Origin of the sequence: Pseudomonas sp. GZD-209, from assembly GCF_049310485.1 — a bacterium.
GTDB classification, from domain to species: Bacteria; Pseudomonadota; Gammaproteobacteria; order Pseudomonadales; family Pseudomonadaceae; genus Aquipseudomonas; species Aquipseudomonas sichuanensis.
Genome location: NZ_JBMOWQ010000129.1, coordinates 1 through 23,081 on the forward strand (window position 1 = coordinate 1; position 23,081 = coordinate 23,081).

A 23,081-nucleotide genomic window follows, 5' to 3' on the forward strand; every position below is an offset into this window, starting at 1 on the left:
TTTTTCTTTTCTTTTCTTCTTCTTCTCTCCCCCCCCCCCCTCCCCCCCCCCCCCCCCCCCCCCCCCCCCCCCCCCCCCCCCCCCCCCCCCCCCCCCCCCCCCCCCCCCGCTCCCACAGGTTTCGGTGTTTCTGTCGCATTCATGTGTTTTAGAGACACATCTGCGGTAGACCCAAAATGCACTTTTCTGTAAGCTACAGCTTTAGTGTGTCCACTAAAAGCGCGCAGCGAATTGAATTCAGCACATGAAAGCGGGGTGACGTGTCCATACGTCACTCCGCTTTTTTGCAACCTGCGATCGCCCTTTCATGCTTGATCTACGGGAGGTCTTCTTGACAAAGCCAGCCATACTCGCCCTTGCCGACGGCAGTATTTTTCGCGGTGAAGCCATCGGTGCCGACGGTCAGACCGTTGGTGAGGTGGTGTTCAACACTGCTATGACCGGCTACCAGGAAATCCTTACAGACCCTTCCTATGCCCAGCAAATCGTTACCCTGACCTACCCGCACATCGGCAACACCGGCACCACGCCGGAGGACGCCGAGTCGAACCGCGTCTGGTCCGCCGGCCTGGTCATCCGTGACCTGCCGCTGCTGGCCAGCAACTGGCGTAACACCCAGTCGCTGCCTGACTACCTCAAGGCCAACAATGTCGTCGCCATCGCTGGCATCGACACCCGTCGCCTGACCCGTATCCTGCGTGAAAAGGGCGCCCAGAACGGCTGCATCCTCGCCGGTGACAACATCACCGAAGAGCAGGCCATCGCCGCTGCCCGCGCCTTCCCAGGCCTGAAGGGCATGGACCTGGCCAAGGTCGTTTCCACCAAGGAGCGCTACGAGTGGCGCTCCAGCGTGTGGGAGCTGAAAACCGACAGCCACCCGACCCTCGAAGCCGCCGACCTGCCGTACCACGTGGTTGCCTTCGACTACGGCGTCAAGCTGAACATCCTGCGCATGCTGGTTGCCCGCGGCTGCCGCGTGACCGTGGTGCCGGCGCAAACCCCGGCCAGCGAAGTGCTCGCGCTCAACCCCGATGGCGTGTTCCTGTCCAACGGCCCTGGCGATCCCGAGCCATGCGACTACGCCATCCAGGCGATCAAAGAGATCCTCGACACCGAGATCCCGGTGTTCGGCATCTGCCTCGGCCACCAGCTGCTGGCCCTGGCCTCCGGCGCCAAGACCGTGAAGATGGGCCACGGCCACCACGGTGCCAACCACCCGGTCCAGGACCTGGACACCGGCGTGGTCATGATCACCAGCCAGAACCACGGTTTCGCCGTTGACGAAGCCACGCTGCCGGCTAACGTACGCGCCATCCACAAGTCGCTGTTCGACGGCACCCTGCAGGGTATCGAGCGCACCGACAAGAGCGCGTTCAGCTTCCAGGGCCACCCTGAAGCGAGCCCAGGCCCGACCGACGTCGCGCCACTGTTCGATCGTTTCATCGATGCCATGGCCAAGCGCCGCTGAGCATCCTGCTGCAAGGCCCCGGGGCGGCGTGTGCCGCGCCCGGAAGCGCCTGACCCAGATTGTTCAAGACGGCTTGCCGACTGACCCGCGGATTTGAGTGACAACCATGCCAAAACGTACAGACATCAAAAGCATCCTGATTCTCGGCGCTGGCCCGATCGTGATCGGCCAGGCCTGCGAATTCGACTACTCCGGCGCCCAGGCCTGTAAAGCCCTGCGCGAGGAAGGTTTCCGCGTCATCCTGGTGAACTCCAACCCGGCCACCATCATGACCGACCCGGCCATGGCCGACGCTACCTACATCGAGCCGATCAAATGGCAGTCGGTGGCCAAGATCATCGAGAAAGAGCGCCCGGACGCGGTGCTGCCGACCATGGGCGGCCAGACTGCACTGAACTGCGCTCTGGACCTGGAGCGCCACGGCGTTCTGGAGAAATTCGGCGTAGAGATGATCGGTGCCAACGCCGACACCATCGACAAGGCCGAAGACCGCTCGCGCTTCGACAAGGCGATGAAAGACATCGGTCTGGAGTGCCCGCGCTCCGGTATCGCCCACAGCATGGAAGAGGCCTATGCGGTCCTCGAGAAGCTCGGCTTCCCGTGCATCATCCGCCCGTCGTTCACCATGGGTGGCACTGGCGGTGGTATCGCTTACAACCGTGAAGAATTCGAAGAAATCTGCACCCGCGGTCTGGACCTGTCGCCGACCAAAGAGCTGCTGATCGACGAATCGCTGATCGGCTGGAAAGAGTACGAGATGGAAGTGGTCCGCGACAAAAAGGACAACTGCATCATCGTCTGCTCGATCGAAAACTTCGATCCGATGGGCGTGCACACCGGTGACTCGATCACCGTTGCTCCAGCGCAGACCCTGACCGACAAGGAATACCAGATCATGCGCAACGCCTCGCTGGCGGTGCTGCGTGAAATCGGTGTTGAAACCGGCGGTTCCAACGTGCAGTTCGGTATCTGCCCGGACACCGGCCGCATGGTCGTGATCGAGATGAACCCGCGCGTATCGCGTTCGTCCGCCCTGGCTTCCAAGGCCACCGGCTTCCCGATCGCCAAGATCGCCGCCAAGCTGGCCATCGGTTACACCCTCGACGAACTGCAGAACGACATCACCGGTGGCCGCACCCCGGCTTCCTTCGAACCGTCGATCGACTACGTCGTCACCAAGCTGCCACGCTTCGCCTTCGAGAAATTCCCGAAAGCCGATGCCCGCCTGACCACCCAGATGAAATCCGTGGGTGAAGTCATGGCCATCGGCCGTACCTTCCAGGAGTCCCTGCAGAAAGCCCTGCGCGGCCTGGAAGTCGGCGCCTGCGGCCTCGACCCGAAAGTCGACCTGGCCAGCCCTGAGGCTGCCAGCATCCTCAAGCGCGAGCTGACCGTGCCGGGCGCCGAGCGTATCTGGTACGTGGCCGACGCCATGCGTTCGGGCATGACCTGCGAAGAAATCTTTGCCCTGACCGGCATCGACATGTGGTTCCTGGTGCAGATGGAAGATCTGATCAAGGAAGAAGAGAAGGTCAAGACCCTGGCCCTGTCGGCGATCGACAAGGACTACATGCTGCGCCTCAAGCGCAAGGGCTTCTCGGATCAGCGTCTGGCCGTGCTGCTGGGCATCACCGACAAGAACCTGCGCCGTCACCGCCACAAGCTGGAAGTGTTCCCGGTGTACAAGCGCGTCGACACCTGCGCCGCCGAGTTCGCCACCGACACCGCCTACCTGTACTCGACCTATGAGGAAGAGTGCGAGGCCAACCCGTCGACCCGTGACAAGATCATGATCCTCGGCGGTGGCCCTAACCGTATCGGCCAGGGCATCGAGTTCGACTACTGCTGCGTGCACGCGGCACTGGCCCTGCGTGAAGACGGTTACGAGACCATCATGGTCAACTGCAACCCGGAAACCGTCTCCACCGACTACGACACCTCCGACCGCCTGTACTTCGAGCCGCTGACCCTGGAAGACGTGCTGGAAGTCTGCCGCGTCGAGAAGCCGAAGGGCGTCATCGTCCACTACGGCGGCCAGACCCCGCTGAAACTGGCTCGCGCCCTGGAAGAAGCTGGCGTGCCGATCATCGGTACCAGCCCTGACGCCATCGACCGTGCCGAAGACCGCGAGCGCTTCCAGCAGATGGTTCAGCGCCTGAGCCTGCTGCAGCCGCCAAACGCCACCGTGCGTAGCGAAGACGAAGCCATCGTTGCCGCCGGCAAGATCGGTTATCCGCTGGTGGTGCGCCCGTCCTACGTACTGGGCGGCCGTGCCATGGAAATCGTCTACGAGCTGGACGAGCTGAAACGCTACCTGCGTGAAGCGGTTCAAGTGTCGAACGACAGCCCGGTACTGCTCGACCACTTCCTCAACTGCGCCATCGAGATGGACGTGGATGCGGTGTGCGACGGCACCGACGTGGTGATCGGCGCGATCATGCAGCACATCGAGCAGGCCGGCGTTCACTCCGGTGACTCGGCGTGCTCGCTGCCGCCGTACTCGCTGAGCCAGGACGTGCAGGACCAGGTTCGCGACCAGGTCAAGAAGATGGCCCTGGAACTGGGCGTGGTTGGCCTGATGAACGTGCAGCTGGCCCTGCAGGGCGACAAGATCTACGTGATCGAAGTCAACCCGCGCGCTTCGCGTACCGTGCCGTTCGTTTCCAAGTGCATCGGCACCTCGCTGGCGATGATCGCCGCCCGTGTCATGGCTGGCAAAACCCTGAAAGAGCTGGGCTTCACCCAGGAAATCATTCCGAACTTCTACAGCGTCAAGGAAGCGGTGTTCCCGTTCGCCAAGTTCCCAGGCGTCGACCCGATCCTCGGCCCAGAGATGAAGTCCACTGGTGAAGTGATGGGCGTCGGTGATAGCTTCGGTGAAGCCTTCGCCAAGGCCCAGATGGGCGCCAGCGAAGTGCTGCCGACCGGCGGTACCGCGTTCATCAGCGTGCGTGACGACGACAAGCCACAAGTGGCTGGCGTTGCCCGCGACCTGATCGCCCTGGGCTTCGAAGTGGTCGCCACTGTTGGCACCGCGAAGATCATCGAAGCTGCAGGCCTGAAGGTGCGTCGCGTTAACAAGGTGACCGAAGGTCGCCCGCACGTGGTCGACATGATCAAGAACGACGAAGTGTCGCTGATCATCAACACCACCGAAGGCCGCCAGTCGATCGCCGACTCGTACTCGATTCGTCGCAATGCGCTGCAGCACAAGATTTACTGCACCACTACCATTGCGGCTGGTGAAGCCATCTGCGAAGCGCTGAAATTCGGCCCTGAAAAGACCGTTCGTCGCTTGCAGGATCTGCATGCAGGACTCAAAGCATGAGCATTACCAAGTACCCGATGACCGTCCAGGGCGCTCGCGCCCTGGAAGAGGAGCACCTGTTCCTGAGCAAGACCGAGCGCCCGCGCCTGAGCCAGGCGATCGGTGAAGCCCGTGAGCTGGGTGACCTCAAGGAAAACGCCGAATACCACGCCGCCCGCGAAGAGCAAGGCATGGTCGAGGCGCGTATCCGTGATATCGAAGGCCGTCTGCAGAACTCTGTGGTAATCGATGTGACCACTATTGCCCACACCGGCAAGGTCATCTTCGGTACCACCGTGGAGCTGGCCAATACCGAGACCGACGAACGGGTGAAATACCAGATCGTCGGTGAGGATGAAGCTGACGTGAAGCAAGGCAAGCTCTCGAGCGGTGCGCCTATCGCCAAGGCCATCATCGGCAAGGAAGAAGGCGACGTAGTCGTCATCAAGACGCCAAGCGGCACTGTCGAGTACGAGATTGTCGAAGTCCAGCACATCTGACCGGCGCCTGCGGGCGCCATCCCTTGAGGGGATCCTCTGGCAACTGGCCCAGGTATTCTGGGTCGGTGGCCTGTGGGTGTTCCATGTGGGGCTGGTGCCGGCGCTCAAGGTCAGTGGCCTTGCGCCGTTGCTGGTGCATGATGTGGCCGCGCAGATCGACCGCTGGTTGATCGGCGTGGCAATGCTCGGGCTGTTGACCCAGCTGGCGGTATTGGCGAGGGTGGACGGCCTGGCGGCCTGGTGGCAGCAGTTCCGTGGGCAGATGTTGCTGCTTGGCTTTGCTGCCTGTGTCAGCTACTACACGCTGCGCTACGGTATTTCCGTGGGCGAACGCTGGCAGATGTTCTGCTTCCTGGTGCTGGGTTTTTCCGGCATCGTGCTGGTGGCCCAGCCAGTTCCGGTCAGGGCGCGCAAGGCGCGCCACTGATCGGCGCCACCCTTACTTGAAGCGGTGGATGTTGGACAGCTGCTTGTTCGGCTGTGGGTTCTTGCGGTAGATCAGCGCTTTCTTGCCGATGGTCTGCACCAGCTCGGCGCGGCCGACCTTGCACAGTTCGGCGATCGCGGCGGCGCGCTCTTCACGGTCTTCCGAACGGATTTCGACCTTGATCAGCTCGTGATCGGCCAGGGCGCGCTCCAGTTCGGCGGCGACGCCTTCGTTCACACCGTTGCCAGCAACGATCAGGACCGGCTTCAGGTCATGACCAATGGACTTGTATTGCTTCTTCTGCTCGTTATTGAGCGGCATAATCTGACCCTTTTCGTCTGATTCTGTAAAATTGACGGGCATTTTACCCGAGGGCCCCTGGCTCCGCCCAGTCAAACACGACGCATATCATCGAGGTGCCCCGTGGTACAACGTTCCAAAAGCAGCGCCAACTGGCTGCGCGAGCATTTTAACGACCCTTTTGTGAAGCAGGCGCAGAAGGATGGCTACCGCTCCCGTGCGAGCTACAAACTGCTGGAGATCCAGGAGAAAGACCGCCTGATCCGTCCCGGCATGAGCGTGATCGACCTCGGCGCAGCGCCAGGTGGCTGGTCGCAGGTGACCAGTCGTCTGATTGGTGGTCAAGGGCGGTTGATCGCCTCGGACATCCTGGAAATGGACTCGATCCCGGACGTGACCTTCATCCAGGGTGACTTCACCCAGGACGAAGTGCTGCAGCAAATCCTGCAAGCGGTCGGCGATTCGCACGTAGACCTTGTGATTTCCGATATGGCCCCCAATATGAGTGGTACGCCCGCGGTGGACATGCCGCGCGCCATGTTCCTCTGTGAGCTGGCCCTGGATCTGGCAACCCGCGTGCTCAAGCCAGGCGGGGATTTCCTGATCAAGATCTTCCAGGGCGAAGGTTTCGACATGTACCTGAAGGACGTGCGCAGCAAGTTCGACAAGGTGCAGATGCGCAAGCCATCGTCCTCGCGGGATCGCTCCCGCGAACAGTACCTGTTGGGCAAGGGTTTCAAAGGGGCATGAAAGGCGTGCTGCGGGGTGGCCGATAGTTAATTCCAATCAGCCACCCCGTCTGGATCGTCCGAACTTCGTGTAGTCTAGCTTTCACAAAGGGTTACAGACGGTGCCTGCGGTTGCGTAGGTAATGTAGTAAGTTAGGGCGATGAATATCATGCGAGGCACGGCTGCGTCGTGCGCCGGCCTCAGAGGGTAGCGAATTGAACGACATGGCAAAGAATCTGATCCTGTGGTTGATCATCGCCGCCGTCCTGGTGACGGTGATGAACAACTTCTCCAGCCCTAACGAGCCGCAGACCCTCAACTATTCCGACTTCATCCAGCAGGTCAAGGATGGCAAGGTCGAGCGCGTGACCGTCGACGGCTACATCATTACCGGCAAGCGCACCGACGGCGACAACTTCAAGACCGTCCGCCCGGCCATCACTGACAACGGCCTGATCGGCGACCTGGTCGACAACCACGTGACCGTCGAAGGCAAGCAGCCCGAGCAGCAGAGCATCTGGACTCAGTTGCTGGTGGCAAGCTTCCCGATCCTGGTGATCATCGCCGTGTTCATGTTCTTCATGCGCCAGATGCAGGGCGGTGCCGGCGGTAAAGGCGGGCCGATGAGCTTTGGCAAGAGCAAGGCGCGCCTGCTCTCCGAAGATCAGGTCAAGACCACGCTGGCTGACGTCGCGGGTTGCGACGAGGCCAAGGAAGAGGTTGGCGAGCTGGTCGAGTTCCTGCGCGACCCGGGCAAGTTCCAGCGCCTGGGTGGCCGTATCCCGCGTGGCGTGCTGATGGTGGGCCCGCCAGGTACCGGTAAGACCCTGCTGGCCAAAGCCATCGCCGGCGAAGCCAAGGTGCCGTTCTTCACTATCTCGGGTTCCGACTTCGTCGAAATGTTCGTAGGTGTCGGTGCCAGCCGTGTGCGCGACATGTTCGAGCAGGCGAAGAAGCACGCCCCTTGCATCATCTTCATCGACGAAATCGACGCCGTCGGTCGCCACCGTGGCGCCGGCATGGGCGGCGGTCACGACGAGCGCGAGCAGACCCTCAACCAGCTGCTGGTGGAGATGGATGGCTTCGAGATGAACGATGGCATCATCGTCATCGCCGCCACCAACCGTCCGGACGTACTCGACCCGGCGCTGCTGCGCCCGGGCCGCTTCGACCGCCAGGTGGTGGTCGGCCTGCCGGACATCCGTGGTCGTGAGCAGATCCTCAAGGTCCACATGCGCAAGGTCCCGATTGGCGAGAACGTCAACCCGGCGGTCATTGCTCGCGGTACCCCTGGTTTCTCCGGTGCCGATCTGGCCAACCTGGTCAACGAGGCGTCGCTGTTCGCCGCTCGCTCCAGCAAGCGCGTGGTCGAGATGAAGGAGTTCGAGCTGGCCAAGGACAAGATCATGATGGGCGCCGAGCGCAAGACCATGGTCATGTCCGAGAAAGAGAAGCAGAACACCGCTTATCACGAAGCCGGTCACGCCATCGTTGGTCGCGTTGTACCTGAGCATGATCCTGTCTACAAGGTGTCGATCATCCCGCGTGGTCGCGCGCTGGGTGTGACCATGTTCCTGCCGGAAGAAGACCGCTACAGCCTGTCCAAGCGCGCGCTGATCAGCCAGATCTGCTCGCTGTACGGTGGTCGTATCGCCGAAGAAATGACCCTGGGCTTCGATGGCGTCACCACCGGTGCCTCCAACGACATCATGCGTGCCAGCCAGATTGCCCGGAACATGGTCACCAAGTGGGGCCTGTCCGAGAAGCTCGGGCCGCTGATGTACGCGGAAGAAGAGGGCGAAGTGTTCCTCGGCCGCAGTGCTGGCAGCCAGCACGCCAGCGTGTCGGGCGAGACCGCCAAGATGATCGACTCGGAAGTGCGCGCGATCATCGATCAGTGCTACGCCACCGCCAAGCAGATCCTCACCGACAACCGTGACAAGCTCGACGCCATGGCCGAAGCATTGATGAAGTACGAAACCATCGATGCCGACCAGATCGACGACATCATGGCAGGCCGTACTCCACGTGAACCGCGTGACTGGGACAATGATGCCGGCACTTCCGGCAACCAGGCCTCCCAGGGTGATCGTCCAGAGTCGCCTATCGGCGGCCCAGCGGCTCAACACTAAGGGTAGCCATGAGTTCACAGCAGTACCCGACCCGGTTGCCTTGCGGCAACCGGGTTCTTGATTTGTCCCGTACCCATGTCATGGGTATCCTCAATATCACCCCCGATTCCTTCTCCGACGGCGGGCGCTTCAGCCAGCGCGACGCAGCGCTGCGTCACGCCGAGGCGATGGTGTCCGCCGGCGCGACCCTGGTCGATGTCGGTGGCGAGTCCACGCGTCCCGGTGCCCGGGCTGTTTCGCCCCTCGAGGAACTGGAGCGCGTGGCGCCCATCGTCGAAGCGATCAGCAGCCGCCTTGATGTGATCATCTCCGTGGATACCTCGACGCCCGCAGTCATGCGCGAGTCGGCCCGCGTCGGCGCCGGCCTGATCAACGACGTGCGCGCCCTGGAGCGCGACGGTGCGCTTGATGCGGCTGCCGCTACAGGGCTGCCGGTGTGCCTGATGCACATGCGCGGCGAGCCGGGCAACATGCAGGACAATCCACATTACGAGGATGTGACCGCCGATGTCGTGCGCTATCTTGAGCAGCGCATGGCGGCCTGTGCGGCGGTCGGCATCGACGCCGATCGTATCGTCCTCGATCCCGGGTTCGGGTTTGCCAAGACCCTCGAGCACAACCTGAGCCTGTTCAAACACATGGAAGCGCTTTACCGCCTTGGGCGGCCGCTGTTGGTGGGCGTCTCGCGCAAGAGCATGATTGGCCTCACGCTGGATCGCCCGGTAGGTGAGCGGCTCTACGGCAGCCTGGCGCTGGCGGCATTGGCCATGACCAAGGGCGCGAGCATCCTGCGCGTTCATGATGTCGCCGAAACGGTCGATGTAGTGCGCATGATCGCCGCCGTGCAGAGCGCCGAATAAGAAAACTGGAGTCCCTATGAGCAGAAAATACTTTGGTACCGATGGTATCCGTGGTCGCGTTGGCCAGTTCCCCATCACCCCGGACTTCATGCTGAAACTCGGCTGGGCCGCGGGCATGGCCTTCCGCAAGCAGGGCCACTGCCGTGTACTGGTCGGCAAGGACACCCGTATCTCCGGCTACATGTTCGAGTCGGCGCTCGAGGCCGGCCTTTCTGCCGCCGGTGCCGACGTGATGCTGCTCGGGCCGATGCCGACCCCAGCGATCGCCTACCTCACCCGCACCTTCCACGCCGAAGCCGGGATCGTCATCAGTGCGTCGCACAACCCGCACGACGACAATGGCATCAAGTTCTTCTCGGGCAATGGCACCAAGCTGCCGGACGAAGTCGAGCTGATGATCGAGGAGTTGCTCGACCAGCCGATGACCGTCGTCGATTCGGGCAAGCTGGGCAAGGTTTCGCGCATCAACGATGCGGCCGGCCGCTATATCGAGTTCTGCAAGAGCAGCGTGCCTACCAGCACCAGTTTTGAAGGCCTCAAGGTCGTGGTGGATTGCGCCCATGGCGCCACCTACAAAGTTGCCCCCAGCGTGTTCCGTGAACTGGGCGCCGATGTGACGGTGCTGCATGCTGCACCGGATGGCCTGAACATCAACGAGGGCTGCGGTTCGACGCACATCGAGTCGTTGCAGGCTGCGGTGCTGGTCGGGCATGCCGACCTGGGTATCGCCTTCGACGGTGATGGCGACCGGGTGCTGATGGTCGATCACACCGGCGCCATCGTCGACGGTGACGAACTGCTGTACATCATCGGTCGCGACCTGCACGAGCGCGGCAAGCTGCAGGGCGGCGTGGTGGGTACCTTGATGAGCAACCTCGGCCTGGAGCTGGCGTTCAAGGAACTGGACATTCCGTTCGTGCGGGCGAAAGTCGGCGACCGCTATGTCATGGCCGAACTGATTGAGCGTGAGTGGCTGCTGGGGGGTGAAAACTCCGGGCATGTCGTGTGCTGTAACCACACCACCACCGGTGATGCGATCATCGCCGCGCTGCAGGTGCTGATGGCCCTCAAGCGTCGCGGCGAAACCCTTGCCCAGGCGCGCCAGGGCGTGCGCAAGTGCCCTCAGGTGTTGATCAATGTGCGCTTCGAAGCAGGCAAGAGCGACCCGTTGAAAAACCCGCTGGTGAAAGCCGCAAGCGACAAGGCGACCGAAGACATGGCGGGCCGCGGGCGTGTGCTGTTGCGCAAGTCCGGCACCGAGCCACTGGTGCGCGTGATGGTCGAGGGCGACGACGAAAACCAGGTGCGTGGCCATGCCGAAGCCCTGGCCAAGCTGGTCGCTGAAGTTTGTGCCTGAAGAGGCTTGCCAGCGCAGATCGGGTTGGGTAAGATCTGCGCCCACTTTGACCGACGAGGTAAAGCATGCGTCGCCCCATGGTAGCTGGTAACTGGAAGATGCACGGTACCCGCGCCAGCGTCGCTGAGCTGACTCAGGGCTTGGGCAATATGCCCCTGCCAAGCGGTGTGGAAGTCGCGGTGTTTCCGCCATTCCTGTTCATTGATCAAGTGATCAAGGGCCTGGAAGGAAAGGGAATCACCGTCGGCGCACAGAATTCTGCTGTACAGCCTGAACAAGGCGCGCTGACCGGCGAAGTTGCACCGAGTCAGTTGGCTGAAGTTGGTTGCAAATATGTTCTGGTCGGGCACTCCGAGCGTCGCCAAATTATTGGTGAAACTAACGAAGTGCTGAATCAAAAGTTTGCAGCTGCTCAGAAAAGTGGTTTGACGCCAGTGCTCTGTATAGGGGAAACTCTCGAGGAGCGCGAGGCAGGCAAGACGCTTGAAGTTGTAGGGCGTCAACTAAGCAGTGTTATCGACGCGTTCGGTATTGCCGCTTTTGCCAATGCAGTAATTGCCTATGAGCCTGTATGGGCCATCGGTACTGGTTTGACGGCCTCGCCACAGCAAGCCCAGGATGTGCATGCAGCCATCCGTGAGCAGTTGGCGGCGAAGGACGCCGAAGTTGCAGCTAACGTGCAGCTTCTCTACGGCGGCAGCGTGAAGGCGGCCAATGCGGCCGAACTGTTCGGCATGCCGGATATCGATGGGGGGCTCATTGGTGGAGCGTCCCTGAATGCAGACGAATTCGGTGCAATTTGTCGCGCCGCAGGAAACTGAACAATGCTGGAAACAGTCGTAGTTGTTTTTCATCTGTTGGCGGCGTTGGCACTGGTAGTAATGGTGCTGCTGCAACAGGGTAAAGGTGCGGAAGCTGGTGCATCTTTCGGCGCAGGTGCTTCAAATACTGTGTTCGGAAGCCAAGGTTCCGCTACCTTTTTGAGTAAAGTTACTGCTATACTTGCCGCCACTTTCTTTTTGACTGCACTTGGGTTAGGATACTTCGCCAAGCAGCAGGCTCACCAGCTGACTCAAGCTGGTCTGCCAGATCCAGCAGTGCTGGAAGTCAAAGAGCAAAAGCCGGCAGTCAACGATGATGTACCGGTGCTCCAGCAGCAGAAGAGCGAAACCACCAACTCTGGTGACGTACCTCCTCCGGCCAAAGAGCAGCAGTAACGGGTTTCAAATGTAGTATTGCCGAGGTGGTGGAATTGGTAGACACGCAACCTTGAGGTGGTTGTGCCCATAGGGTGTAGGGGTTCGAGTCCCCTTCTCGGTACCAATTGAAGCAAGAGAGCCCGCTTTAAGCGGGCTTTCTTGTAGGTGGAGGTTGGATTGACCCTCAAGGGGGTTCGGTCTTATACTTTCGCCCCAGCTTTGTCGCGGGGTGGAGCAGCTTGGTAGCTCGTCGGGCTCATAACCCGAAGGTCGTTGGTTCAAATCCAGCCCCCGCAACCAGCTTCAGCGGAGCCCCTTTTCAGGGGCTTTTTGCTAGCCAACAGTTTTCGGCGTCGTTGTCCTACGGCGCTTTCAGGGATGGGCGCTTCGCCCATTTTTTATTTGCACAGCATGCACGAGGGGGTTCAGGTGTCGAGCAAGCTAGAACAGTTGCAGGCCTTGTTGGCCCCAGTGGTCGAGGGGCTGGGCTATCAGTGCTGGGGGATCGAATACGTCTCCCAAGGTAAGCATTCGGTACTGCGTATCTACATCGACAAGGAAGGCGGCATTCTGGTGGAGGACTGCGAAGCGGTCAGCCGTCAGGCCAGTGCCATCCTGGATGTGGAAGACCCGATCAGCAGTGAATACACCCTCGAGGTTTCCTCTCCAGGCATGGATCGCCCGCTGTTCACTCTGGAACAGTTTGCCTCGCATGCCGGCGAGCAAGTGAAGATCAAGCTGCGTACGCCCTTCGAAGGTCGTCGTAACTTCCAGGGCCTTCTCCGCGGTGTGGAGGAGCAGGATGTGGTGGTCCAGGTGGATAACCATGAGTTCCTGCTGCCGATCGACTCGATCGACAAGGCCAATATTATTCCCAGTTTTGACTGAGACGTGCCGGGCCCGGCGGAACTAACGGGCCCAATGGCTTGCGCAAGGCGAGGCGTACGATGAGCAAAGAAGTACTGCTGGTTGTTGAATCGGTATCCAACGAAAAGGGTGTACCGCCCGGCGTCATTTTCGAGGCGCTGGAAGTGGCTCTGGCCACTGCAACCAAAAAGCGTTTTGAGGACGAAGTCGACCTGCGTGTGGAAATCAACCGCCACACCGGTAGCTACGAAACGTTCCGTCGCTGGACGGTCGTCGAGGAAGCGGATCTGGATGATCCGGCAATCGAGGTCTGGCCAGCAAAGATTCAGGAAAGTCATCCTGAAGCCAAAGTTGGCGACGTGATCGAAGAGAAGATCGAATCGATCGAGTTCGGTCGCATTGCTGCGCAAACCGCCAAGCAAGTCATCGTGCAGAAGGTTCGCGAAGCTGAGCGCGCCCAGGTGGTCGACGCCTACCGCGAACGCGTTGGCGAGATCATCTCCGGTACCGTGAAGAAGGTCACCCGCGACAACGTCATCGTCGACCTGGGCAACAACGCCGAAGCGCTGCTGGCCCGTGAAGACATCATTCCCCGTGAGACCTTCCGGGTCGGTGTGCGCCTGCGTGCACTGCTCAAGGAAATCCGCACCGAGAACCGTGGCCCACAGCTGATTCTGTCGCGCACTGCGCCGCAGATGCTGATCGAGCTGTTCACCATCGAAGTGCCGGAAATCGCCGAAGGCCTCATCGAAGTCATGGCCGCCTCCCGTGATCCGGGATCGCGTGCCAAGATCGCCGTCCGCTCCAAGGACAAGCGCATCGACCCACAAGGTGCCTGTATCGGCATGCGTGGTTCGCGCGTCCAAGCCGTATCCGGCGAGCTGGGTGGCGAGCGTGTGGATATCGTCCTGTGGGACGAGAACCCGGCGCAGTTCGTCATCAACGCCATGTCGCCGGCAGAGGTTGCCGCGATCATCGTTGACGAAGACGCCCATGCGATGGATATCGCCGTTGGTGCCGACAACCTGGCTCAGGCCATTGGTCGTGGCGGTCAGAACGTTCGTCTGGCCAGTCAGCTGACCGGCTGGACCCTGAACGTGATGACCGAGTCGGACATCCAGGCCAAGCAACAGGCTGAAACCGGCGACATCCTGCGTAATTTTGTCGAGGAACTGGAAGTCGACGAAGAACTGGCACAAGTGCTGGTCGACGAAGGCTTCACCAACCTTGAAGAAATTGCCTACGTACCGTTGGAAGAAATGCTCAACATCGATGGCTTTGACGAAGAAATCGTCAATGAGCTCCGCGCTCGAGCCAAGGACCGTTTGTTGACCAAGGCCATCGCTACCGAAGAAAAACTGGCAGACGCCCATCCGGCCGAAGACCTGCTCTCCCTCGAGGGCATGGACAAGGACCTGGCGGCCGAACTGGCGGTGCGCGGCGTGGTTAACCGCGAAGACCTGGCCGAGCAGTCGATCGACGATCTGCTCGACATCGACGGCATCGACGAAGAGCGTGCCGGCAAGTTGATCATGGCCGCCCGAGCCCACTGGTTCGAGTAATTAGGCGCGGCCTGAGGAGAGAAGTGCATGACGCAAGTCACGGTGAAAGAACTGGCCCAAGAGGTCGAGGCACCGGTAGAGCGCCTGCTGCAGCAGATGCGTGAGGCAGGTCTGCCGCACACCGACGCCGGTCAGGTAGTGACCGATAATGAGAAGCAGACCCTGCTGACCCATTTGAAGAGCAGCCACAAGAGCAAGGCGGAAGAGCCGCGCAAGATTACCTTGCAGCGCAAGACCACCAGCACCCTGCGTGTCGCCGGTAGCAAGAGCATCAGCGTAGAAGTACGCAAGAAGAAAGTATTCGTGCAGCGCAGCCCGGAAGAGATCCAGGCTGAGCAGAAGCGCGAGCAGGAAGAGCGCCGCGCGGCTGAAAACGCCGCTCGCGAGAAGGTCGAAGCCGAAGTGCGCCAGCGCAACGAGGAGCAGGCACGCCGTCAGGCCGCCGATGCCCCGGCCGCTGCCCCGGTAGCCAAGGCCGAGCCTGCCGCTGTTGCTGCCCCGGTAGTGGCCAATGCGCCGGTGTCCGAAGACGCCGCCGCACGTGCTGCCGAGCGCAAGAAAGACGAGACCCGTCGCAACGAAAGCCGCAGCCGTGATGACGATCGTCGTGGTGGTGGTCCAGCTGCTGCCGGCCGTGGCGAAGCGCCGCGCATGTCGGTCAAGGTCAAGGTCAAGGAGAAGGAAAAGGCTCCGACTCCACGTGCCGCGCCACGTACCACCGAAGAAGAAAGCGATGGTTTCCGTCGTGGCCGCGGTGGCAAGAGCAAAGGCAAGAAGCGCAACCAGCATGGCTTCCAGAGCCCGTCCGGCCCCGTCATCCGTGACGTGACCATCGGCGAGACCATCACGGTTTCGGACCTGGCCCAGCGCATGTCGGTCAAAGGTGCTGAAGTCGTCAAGTTCATGTTCAAGATGGGCACTCCGGTCACCATCAACCAGGTGCTCGACCAGGAAACCGCTCAGCTGGTAGCAGAAGAGCTGGGTCACAAGGTCACCCTGGTCAGCGATACCGCCCTGGAAGACTCCCTGGCCGAATCGCTGAAATTCGAAGGTGAAGTCGAATCGCGCGCGCCGGTCGTTACCGTCATGGGTCACGTTGACCATGGTAAGACCTCGCTGCTCGACTACATCCGTCGTGCCAAGGTTGCCGCTGGCGAAGCCGGTGGTATCACCCAGCACATCGGTGCCTACCACGTCGAAACCGACCGTGGCATGGTTACCTTCCTCGACACCCCAGGCCACGCTGCGTTCACTCAGATGCGTGCCCGTGGTGCCAAGGCCACCGACATCGTCATCCTGGTGGTGGCGGCGGACGACGGCGTGATGCCGCAGACCCGCGAAGCCGTTCAGCATGCCAAGGCTGCTGGCGTGCCGCTGGTGGTTGCCGTGAACAAGATCGACAAGCCGGGTGCCGACCTTGATCGCATCCGCAACGAGCTGGCCGTCGAAGGCGTCACCTCCGAGGACTGGGGTGGTGACACGCCGTTCGTCAAGGTGTCGGCGAAGATGGGTACTGGTGTCGACGAACTGCTCGAAGCCGTACTGCTGCAGGCCGAGATTCTCGAACTGACCGCCACCCCGACTGCTCCAGGTCGCGGTGTCGTGGTTGAATCGCGTCTGGACAAAGGCCGTGGCCCGGTTGCCACCATCCTGGTTCAGGACGGCACCCTGCGTCAGGGCGACATGGTCCTGGTCGGCTCCAACTATGGCCGCGTGCGCGCCATGCTCGACGAGAACGGCAAGCCTGTGAAGGAAGCCGGCCCGTCGATCCCGGTCGAGATCCTCGGCCTGGATGGCACCCCGGACGCCGGTGACGAAATGTCCGTGGTGGCCGACGAGAAGAAAGCCCGTGAAGTTGCCCTGTTCCGTCAAGGCAAGTTCCGTGAGGTCAAGCTGGCCCGTGCTCACGCCGGCAAGCTGGAAAACATCTTCGAGACCATGGGTCAGGAAGAGAAGAAGACCCTCAACATCGTCCTCAAGACCGATGTTCGTGGCTCCCTGGAAGCGCTGCAGGGCTCGCTCGGCGGCCTGGGCAACGACGAAGTTCAGGTACGTGTGATCGGTGGCGGCGTCGGTGGTATCACCGAAAGCGACGCCAACTTGGCACTGGCCTCGAACGCGGTGCTGTTCGGCTTCAACGTGCGTGCCGATGCCGGTGCGCGCCGGATCGTCGAGCAGGAAGGTCTGGATATGCGTTACTACAACGTGATCTACGACATCATCGAAGACGTCAAGAAAGCCCTGACCGGCATGCTCGGCAGCGATGTTCGCGAGAACATCCTGGGTGTCGCCGAAGTGCGTGACGTGTTCCGTTCGCCGAAGTTCGGCGCCATCGCTGGCTGTATGGTCATCGAGGGTACCGTGTACCGCAACCGTCCGATCCGCGTACTGCGCGACGACGTTGTGATCTTCGAAGGCGAGCTGGAATCGCTGCGTCGCTTCAAGGACGATGCTGCCGAAGTGCGTAACGGCATGGAGTGCGGTATTGGCGTCAAGAGCTACAACGACGTCAAGGTCGGCGACAAGATCGAAGTCTTCGAGAAAGTCCAGGTGGCTCGTACCCTTTAAGGGCGAGCCCGCTGCCAACCCCCGTCGTACGGCGGTTGGCAGCGCCTCTGCAGGTAGCGCCCGGTCAGGCTTGTGTCTGAACCGGGCGTTTGCCGCTTTAGAAACAGGTAGCAAAAATGGCAAAAGAATACAGCCGTACCCAACGTATCGGCGATCAGATGCAGCGTGAGCTGGCCGAACTGATCCGCCGCGAAGTCAAGGACCCACGCGTGGGCCTGGTGACCATCACCGCCGTCGACGTCAGCCGCGACGTGGGCCATGCCAAGGTTTTCATCACCGTCATGGGTGAAGAAACCCCGGACGCCGTGCAGCAGTCGCTCAAGGCCCTCAACAGTGCCGCCAGCTTCCTGCGCCTGCACCTGGGCCGCTCGATGCAGCTGCGCAGCGTGCCGCAACTGCATTTCCACTTCGATGAAAGCGTCAGCCGTGGCGTGCACCTGTCGGCACTGATCGAGCGGGCGGTCGCCGAAGACCGTCTGCACAAGGATGCCGACGAGCCGGGCGCCAAGGAGTAAGCGGTGGCCCAGGTCAAACGTATCCGCCGCAACGTCAGCGGCATCATCCTGCTCGACAAGCCGCTGGGGTTCACCTCCAACGCCGCGTTGCAGAAGGTTCGCTGGTTGCTCAATGCCGAGAAGGCCGGCCACACCGGCAGCCTCGACCCGCTGGCCAGCGGCGTGCTGCCGCTGTGCTTCGGTGAAGCGACCAAGTTCTCGCAATACCTGCTCGAGTCCGACAAGGGCTACGAAACGGTTATGCAGATGGGGCAGACTACCAACACCGGTGATGCCGAGGGCGAAGTCCTGCAGACCCGTGAGGTGACCGTCGGTCGCGCCGACATCGAGGCAGTGCTGCCGCGTTTTCGCGGCCCGATCAGCCAGATACCGCCGATGTACTCGGCGCTCAAGCGTGACGGCCAGCCGCTTTACAAGCTGGCACGTGCAGGAGAGGTAGTGGAGCGCGAGGCGCGTTCTGTTACTATTGGCCGCTTGGAGTTGCTCGAGTGCGAAGGCACCCGTGCACGGCTGAGCGTAGGATGCAGCAAAGGCACCTATATCCGCACCCTGGTGGAGGATATTGGCGAGGCACTTGGCTGCGGTGCCTATGTCGCCGAGCTGCGCAGGACCCAGGCCGGGCCCTTCGCACTGGCACAGACCGTGACCCTCGAGGAGCTCGAACAGGCCCACGCCGAAGGTGGCAACGAAGCGCTTGATCGCTTCCTCATGCCGTCCGACAGCGGGCTGCAGGACTGGCCGCTGTTGAGCCTTTCCGAGCACAGTGCGTTCTACTGGCTGCATGGCCAGGCCGTGCGTGCTCCGGATGCGCCGCAGTTCGGCATGGTCCGCGTACAGGATCACAACGGTCGCTTCATCGGTATCGGTGAAGTGAGCGAAGACGGGCGCGTGGCGCCACGTCGGCTGATTCGGTCGGAATGACCGAAACCGCAGGCCCAGGCTTCGGCTAAAGCCTGCGGATACAAGGGTGGCTGTCAGTAGGCACGGTCACACCTTTTTTATTAATACAGGGATCAAGTCCCTGGCCTATTGGACCCCGCTTGCGGGATCCGTTTATCAGGAGAAGCCACATGGCCCTCAGCGTTGAAGAAAAAGCTCAAATCGTTGCCGACTACCAGCAAGCTGCTGGCGATACTGGTAGCCCGGAAGTTCAGGTTGCTCTGCTGACCGCGAACATCAACAAGCTGCAAGGCCACTTCAAGGCCAACGGCAAAGACCACCACTCGCGTCGTGGCCTGATCCGTATGGTTAACCAGCGTCGTAAGCTGCTGGACTACCTGAAGGGCAAAGACACCACTCGTTACAGCGCCCTGATCGGTCGCCTGGGCCTGCGTCGCTAATAGCGGCCTGGTCAGTGGTGTGCATGGCGGATTCATCGGCAACGCTGCCTGGCAGCGTTTCCGTTGGGCACGCCATGCGTATCTTCGAGGTTGGCAGCCTGGCAATGCCGAGCGGGATTTCCGCTCGGCGCCAGGCTCCCAGCCTCGTGTTGTATCTGGACGGTCAACGGGGCCGATTCCCTGTTCTGCCCAAGAATTCGCAAGAAACCAGTTCCCCCAGAGCCACTGAAAAAGGTAGGAAACCGTGAACCCGGTAATCAAGCAATTCCAGTTCGGTCAATCGACCGTTACCCTCGAAACGGGCCGCATTGCCCGTCAGGCCACCGGCGCCGTGCTGGTCACCGTCGACAACGATGTCACCGTGCTGGTGACCGTGGTCGGTGCCAAGCATGCAGACCCGAGCAAGGGCTTCTTCCCGCTGTCCGTGCACTACCAGGAAAAGACCTACGCCGCTGGCAAGATCCCAGGTGGTTTCTTCAAGCGTGAAGGCCGCCCATCCGAAAAAGAAACCCTGACTTCGCGCCTGATCGACCGCCCGATCCGCCCGCTGTTCCCAGAAGGTTTCATGAACGAAGTGCAGGTCGTCTGCACCGTGGTTTCCACCAGCAAGAAGACCGATCCGGACATCGCTGCGATGATCGGTACCTCGGCTGCCCTGGCCATTTCCGGCATTCCGTTTGAAGGCCCGATCGGCGCCGCCCGCGTTGCCTTCCACGAAAGCACCGGCTACCTGCTGAACCCGACTTACGAGCAGCAGGCCGCTTCGAGCCTGGACATGGTCGTCGCCGGTACCGCCGATGCCGTACTGATGGTTGAATCGGAAGCCAAAGAGCTGACCGAAGACCAGATGCTGGGCGCCGTGCTGTTCGCCCACGACGAATTCCAGGCCGTGATCAAGGCTGTCAAAGAGCTGGCTGCCGAAGCCGCCAAGCCGACCTGGGACTGGAAACCGGCCGTTGCCAACACCGAGCTGTTCAACGCCATCCGCGCCGAGTTCGGCGAGGCGGTCTCCCAGGGCTACACCATCACCGTCAAGGCCGACCGTTACGCGCGCCTGGGCGAGCTGCGCGACCAGGCGGTTGCCAAGTTCTCCGGTGAAGAAGGCCAGCCATCGGCCGGTGAAGTCAAAGACATCTTCGGCGAGATCGAATACCGCACCGTTCGCGAAAACATCGTCAACGGCAAGCCACGTATCGACGGCCGCGACACCAAGACCGTGCGTCCGCTGAACATCGAAGTCGGCGTACTGCCGAAGACCCACGGTTCGGCCCTGTTCACCCGTGGCGAAACCCAGGCCCTGGTGGTTGCCACCCTCGGCACCGCGCGTGACGCCCAGCTGCTGGACACCCTCGAAGGCGAGAAGAAAGACCCCTTCATGCTGCACTACAACTTCCCACCGTTCTCGGTAGGCGAGTGTGGCCGCATGGGCGGTGCTGGCCGTCGCGAAATCGGTCACGGCCGTCTGGCCCGTCGTTCGGTCCAGGCCATGCTGCCGGCCGCTGACGTGTTCCCGTACACCATCCGCGTCGTATCGGAAATCACCGAGTCCAACGGCTCCAGCTCCATGGCTTCGGTCTGTGGCGCTTCCCTGGCCCTGATGGACGCTGGTGTGCCGATGAAAGCACCGGTGGCCGGTATCGCCATGGGCCTGGTCAAGGAAGGCGAGAAGTTCGCCATTCTGACCGACATCCTGGGTGACGAAGACCACCTGGGCGACATGGACTTCAAGGTAGCTGGTACCGCCAAAGGTGTTACCGCGCTGCAGATGGACATCAAGATCAACGGCATCACCGAAGAGATCATGGAAATCGCCCTGGGCCAGGCCCTGGAAGCGCGCCTGAACATCCTCGGCCAGATGAACCAGATCATTGGCCAGTCGCGCACCGAGCTGTCGGCCAACGCACCGACCATGATCGCGATGAAGATCGACACCGACAAGATCCGTGACGTCATCGGTAAAGGCGGCGCCACCATCCGCGGTATCTGTGAAGAGACCAAGGCTTCGATCGACATCGAAGACGACGGTTCGATCAAGATCTTCGGCGAAACCAAGGAAGCGGCTGAAGCTGCCAAGCAGCGCATCCTGGGCATCACCGCTGAAGCCGAAATCGGCAAGATCTACGTCGGCAAGGTCGAGCGCATCGTCGACTTCGGCGCCTTCGTCAACATCCTGCCGGGCAAGGACGGCCTGGTGCACATCTCCATGCTCAGCGATGCGCGTGTAGAGAAGGTCACCGACATCCTGAAGGAAGGCCAGGAAGTCGAAGTACTGGTACTGGACGTGGACAACCGCGGCCGTATCAAGCTGTCGATCAAAGACGTTGCCGCTGCCAAGGCATCGGGCGTCTAAGCATTTCGATGCTGCAAAGAAGGACCCTTCGGGGTCCTTTTTTTATGGGCGTCGGTCATGCCCGTCGAGCCGCTGGAGGCTGGGCACATTTCCTGCGGGCGAGCTTGCAACTTGCACTCAACAATACCCTCATACTTGCAAATTGCACGATCCATCATGTCGTGCGATTTTTATAAGTAACTGATTTATAAGGATTAATTTAAATACAAAAACCTGGCACAGCCCCTGCAATATCACTCCTACCTGACGCCAGGAACCACGGCGCAGACCTTTCGAAAAACAGGAGTGACTCTCATGAAGAAATTCGCCATTGCTGCCGCTACTGCTACCGCGCTGACCCTGACCATGGCTAACGCGGCGTTTGCTGCCCAGTCCACCCAGGCCCCGATGACGCTTGCGGCCGGTGAGGTGACCAAAGCCAAGGAAGCTACCTCCGATACCTGGATCACCACCAAGGTGAAGGCTGACCTGATGACCGAGAAAGGCGTACCGGGCAGCGATATCAAGGTCGAAACCAACAAGGGCGTTGTGTCGCTGTCGTCCGAAACGGCGATTACCGATGCGCAGAAAGAGATGGCAATCGCCATCGCCAAGAAAATCAAGGGCGTACAGGCCGTCTCGGCTGATGGCCTGAAGTCCGAATAAGGGATGTCCCGTCGGCCAAAGGGAATTGGCCACTTTTGACGCAAAAGCCCCGGCACCTGCCGGGGCTTTTGCTTATGCATCAGACCCCGGGATTGCGGGCGATCACATCACTCTCGAAACACACCTGCTCCAGGATCAACGGCTCCACCAATGGCCGGCTGTCGCGAAAGTGCGCGGTCTGGGTATGTGCCTCGTAGGCCGCGTCGTCGCGGTAGATCTCGTACAGGTAGATCACCTGCGGGTCTTCGCGGTCCACCGACACATCGAACACCAGGCAGCCTGGCTCGGTAGCGACCGAGGCAGCCGCATTGGCTTTGATGGCGCTGAGAAAGGCTTCGGTCGTACCGGGCTTCACGCGCGTCTTGATAAACAGGCTATACACAGGCGCTTCCTTTTGTTTTAAATTCGCACTCGAATTGTATACAAAAATGGAGTCCTGACCATGACCGATCTACCTGCCCGCCCGGGCCGACTCAACGGCCTGCGCCACATTGCCCTGCTGGTGCCCAATCTGGAGGAGTGCGAGCGCTTCTATGTCGATGTGCTGGGTATGGAAGTACTCAATCGCGCCAACGAGGACCTGGTCTATCTCACCTGCGGTAACGACAACCTCTCGTTGGGGCGAGGCGCAGGTGCTGCCAATGGCCTGCAAACCCTGGATCACTATGGCTTCATCGTCGACAGCGTGGAGGAGCTGGAGGCCTGGTACCAGTACTTCAAGGCTCAAGGCGTAACTTTGCTCGACCGCCCGTTCAACCACGGCGACGGTGCGCGCAGCTTCCATTTGCTGGACCCGGCGGGGAACAAGGTACAGCCGCTGTATCACCCGTCGGTGTCGGGGCAGCGGTTGGTTTGAGTGTTTGATTTATGGCGATCGCAGGTGTGGCTGATCCTGCGCCGCTGGGAGCGACTTACCTGTGCTGTGGCTGTCGGCCTCATCGCCGGCAAGCCGGCT

21 protein-coding genes and 2 tRNA genes are annotated in these 23,081 nt (G+C 61.0%); 21 read left to right on the forward strand and 2 right to left on the reverse strand.

All coding sequences use genetic code 11. The annotated features are described in order from the left end of the window. Nucleotides 1-331: 331 nt before the first annotated feature. From carA to ACO6VM_RS15475, 4 genes are all read left to right on the forward strand, one after another. A complete protein-coding gene (gene carA, locus ACO6VM_RS15460) occupies nt 332-1,468 on the forward strand; it encodes a glutamine-hydrolyzing carbamoyl-phosphate synthase small subunit (RefSeq protein ID WP_125857392.1) in 1,137 nt (378 codons plus the stop codon). 106 nt (nt 1,469-1,574) lie between these two features. Then, nucleotides 1,575-4,796, forward strand: coding sequence for a carbamoyl-phosphate synthase large subunit (carB, locus tag ACO6VM_RS15465; protein WP_401060450.1), 3,222 nt, complete (start codon nt 1,575-1,577; stop codon nt 4,794-4,796). Continuing rightward, complete coding sequence (greA, locus tag ACO6VM_RS15470; protein WP_178125730.1) at nt 4,793-5,275, forward strand: transcription elongation factor GreA; 483 nt, start codon at nt 4,793-4,795, stop codon at nt 5,273-5,275. Before carB ends, greA begins: the two co-directional genes overlap by 4 nt. Beyond that, on the forward strand, nt 5,253-5,702 hold the full coding sequence (locus ACO6VM_RS15475; protein WP_347150346.1) for an MFS transporter: 450 nt from the start codon (nt 5,253-5,255) through the stop codon (nt 5,700-5,702). Before greA ends, ACO6VM_RS15475 begins: the two co-directional genes overlap by 23 nt. Before the next feature lie 12 nt (nt 5,703-5,714). Here ACO6VM_RS15475 and ACO6VM_RS15480 read toward each other — a convergent pair whose 3' ends face one another. Beyond that, a complete protein-coding gene (locus ACO6VM_RS15480) occupies nt 5,715-6,023 on the reverse strand; it encodes a YhbY family RNA-binding protein (RefSeq protein WP_027595032.1) in 309 nt (102 codons plus the stop codon). 102 nt (nt 6,024-6,125) lie between these two features. Here ACO6VM_RS15480 and rlmE point away from each other — a divergent pair, with 102 nt between their 5' ends. From rlmE to ACO6VM_RS15560, 16 genes are all read left to right on the forward strand, one after another. Next, a complete protein-coding gene (gene rlmE / locus ACO6VM_RS15485; protein WP_011532133.1) occupies nt 6,126-6,752 on the forward strand; it encodes a 23S rRNA (uridine(2552)-2'-O)-methyltransferase RlmE in 627 nt (208 codons plus the stop codon). A 203-nt stretch (nt 6,753-6,955) separates the two neighbouring features. Beyond that, nucleotides 6,956-8,863 carry an ATP-dependent zinc metalloprotease FtsH gene (gene ftsH, locus ACO6VM_RS15490; RefSeq protein ID WP_401060453.1) on the forward strand — a complete coding sequence of 636 codons (1,908 nt, stop codon included), beginning with the start codon at nt 6,956-6,958 and terminating at the stop codon, nt 8,861-8,863. An 8-nt stretch (nt 8,864-8,871) separates the two neighbouring features. Then, nucleotides 8,872-9,723: a dihydropteroate synthase gene (folP, locus tag ACO6VM_RS15495; RefSeq protein WP_401060455.1), complete on the forward strand. Its 852-nt coding sequence runs from the start codon at nt 8,872-8,874 to the stop codon at nt 9,721-9,723. Nucleotides 9,724-9,739: 16 nt separating this feature from the next. Beyond that, complete coding sequence (gene glmM, locus ACO6VM_RS15500) at nt 9,740-11,080, forward strand: phosphoglucosamine mutase (protein ID WP_125462538.1); 1,341 nt, start codon at nt 9,740-9,742, stop codon at nt 11,078-11,080. Nucleotides 11,081-11,145: 65 nt separating this feature from the next. Further along, the gene (gene tpiA, locus ACO6VM_RS15505; RefSeq protein ID WP_401060457.1) at nt 11,146-11,901 is read left to right on the forward strand and encodes a triose-phosphate isomerase; all 756 of its coding nucleotides are present in this window, start codon (nt 11,146-11,148) and stop codon (nt 11,899-11,901) included. A 3-nt stretch (nt 11,902-11,904) separates the two neighbouring features. Further along, entirely contained in the window at nt 11,905-12,297 is a 393-nt protein-coding gene (secG, locus tag ACO6VM_RS15510) for a preprotein translocase subunit SecG (RefSeq protein WP_011532138.1), read from the forward strand. 20 nt (nt 12,298-12,317) lie between these two features. Continuing rightward, nucleotides 12,318-12,403 (forward strand) — tRNA-Leu (locus tag ACO6VM_RS15515). A gap of 99 nt (nt 12,404-12,502) precedes the next feature. Then, nucleotides 12,503-12,579 (forward strand) — tRNA-Met (locus ACO6VM_RS15520). A gap of 129 nt (nt 12,580-12,708) precedes the next feature. Beyond that, nucleotides 12,709-13,167, forward strand: a complete 459-nt coding sequence (gene rimP, locus ACO6VM_RS15525) for a ribosome maturation factor RimP (protein ID WP_016391791.1) — start codon at nt 12,709-12,711, stop codon at nt 13,165-13,167. Nucleotides 13,168-13,226: 59 nt separating this feature from the next. Continuing rightward, a complete protein-coding gene (nusA, locus tag ACO6VM_RS15530; protein ID WP_110995208.1) occupies nt 13,227-14,708 on the forward strand; it encodes a transcription termination factor NusA in 1,482 nt (493 codons plus the stop codon). 27 nt (nt 14,709-14,735) lie between these two features. Then, entirely contained in the window at nt 14,736-17,276 is a 2,541-nt protein-coding gene (gene infB / locus ACO6VM_RS15535) for a translation initiation factor IF-2 (protein ID WP_401060460.1), read from the forward strand. Between the two features lie 116 nt (nt 17,277-17,392). After that, a complete protein-coding gene (rbfA, locus tag ACO6VM_RS15540) occupies nt 17,393-17,791 on the forward strand; it encodes a 30S ribosome-binding factor RbfA (RefSeq protein WP_110995210.1) in 399 nt (132 codons plus the stop codon). A 3-nt stretch (nt 17,792-17,794) separates the two neighbouring features. After that, entirely contained in the window at nt 17,795-18,712 is a 918-nt protein-coding gene (gene truB / locus ACO6VM_RS15545; protein WP_125462542.1) for a tRNA pseudouridine(55) synthase TruB, read from the forward strand. A 149-nt stretch (nt 18,713-18,861) separates the two neighbouring features. Next, the gene (rpsO, locus tag ACO6VM_RS15550; protein ID WP_009404303.1) at nt 18,862-19,131 is read left to right on the forward strand and encodes a 30S ribosomal protein S15; all 270 of its coding nucleotides are present in this window, start codon (nt 18,862-18,864) and stop codon (nt 19,129-19,131) included. A gap of 244 nt (nt 19,132-19,375) precedes the next feature. Continuing rightward, entirely contained in the window at nt 19,376-21,481 is a 2,106-nt protein-coding gene (pnp, locus tag ACO6VM_RS15555) for a polyribonucleotide nucleotidyltransferase (RefSeq protein WP_390966803.1), read from the forward strand. A 294-nt stretch (nt 21,482-21,775) separates the two neighbouring features. Beyond that, a complete protein-coding gene (locus tag ACO6VM_RS15560) occupies nt 21,776-22,126 on the forward strand; it encodes a BON domain-containing protein (protein ID WP_125462544.1) in 351 nt (116 codons plus the stop codon). A 79-nt stretch (nt 22,127-22,205) separates the two neighbouring features. Here the strand turns inward: ACO6VM_RS15560 and ACO6VM_RS15565 are convergent, their stop codons facing one another. After that, nucleotides 22,206-22,508: a putative quinol monooxygenase gene (locus ACO6VM_RS15565; RefSeq protein ID WP_110995996.1), complete on the reverse strand. Its 303-nt coding sequence runs from the start codon at nt 22,506-22,508 to the stop codon at nt 22,206-22,208. A gap of 60 nt (nt 22,509-22,568) precedes the next feature. Between ACO6VM_RS15565 and ACO6VM_RS15570 the strand changes: the two genes are divergently transcribed. Beyond that, the gene (locus tag ACO6VM_RS15570; protein ID WP_125857402.1) at nt 22,569-22,982 is read left to right on the forward strand and encodes a VOC family protein; all 414 of its coding nucleotides are present in this window, start codon (nt 22,569-22,571) and stop codon (nt 22,980-22,982) included. Nucleotides 22,983-23,081 lie beyond the last annotated feature (99 nt).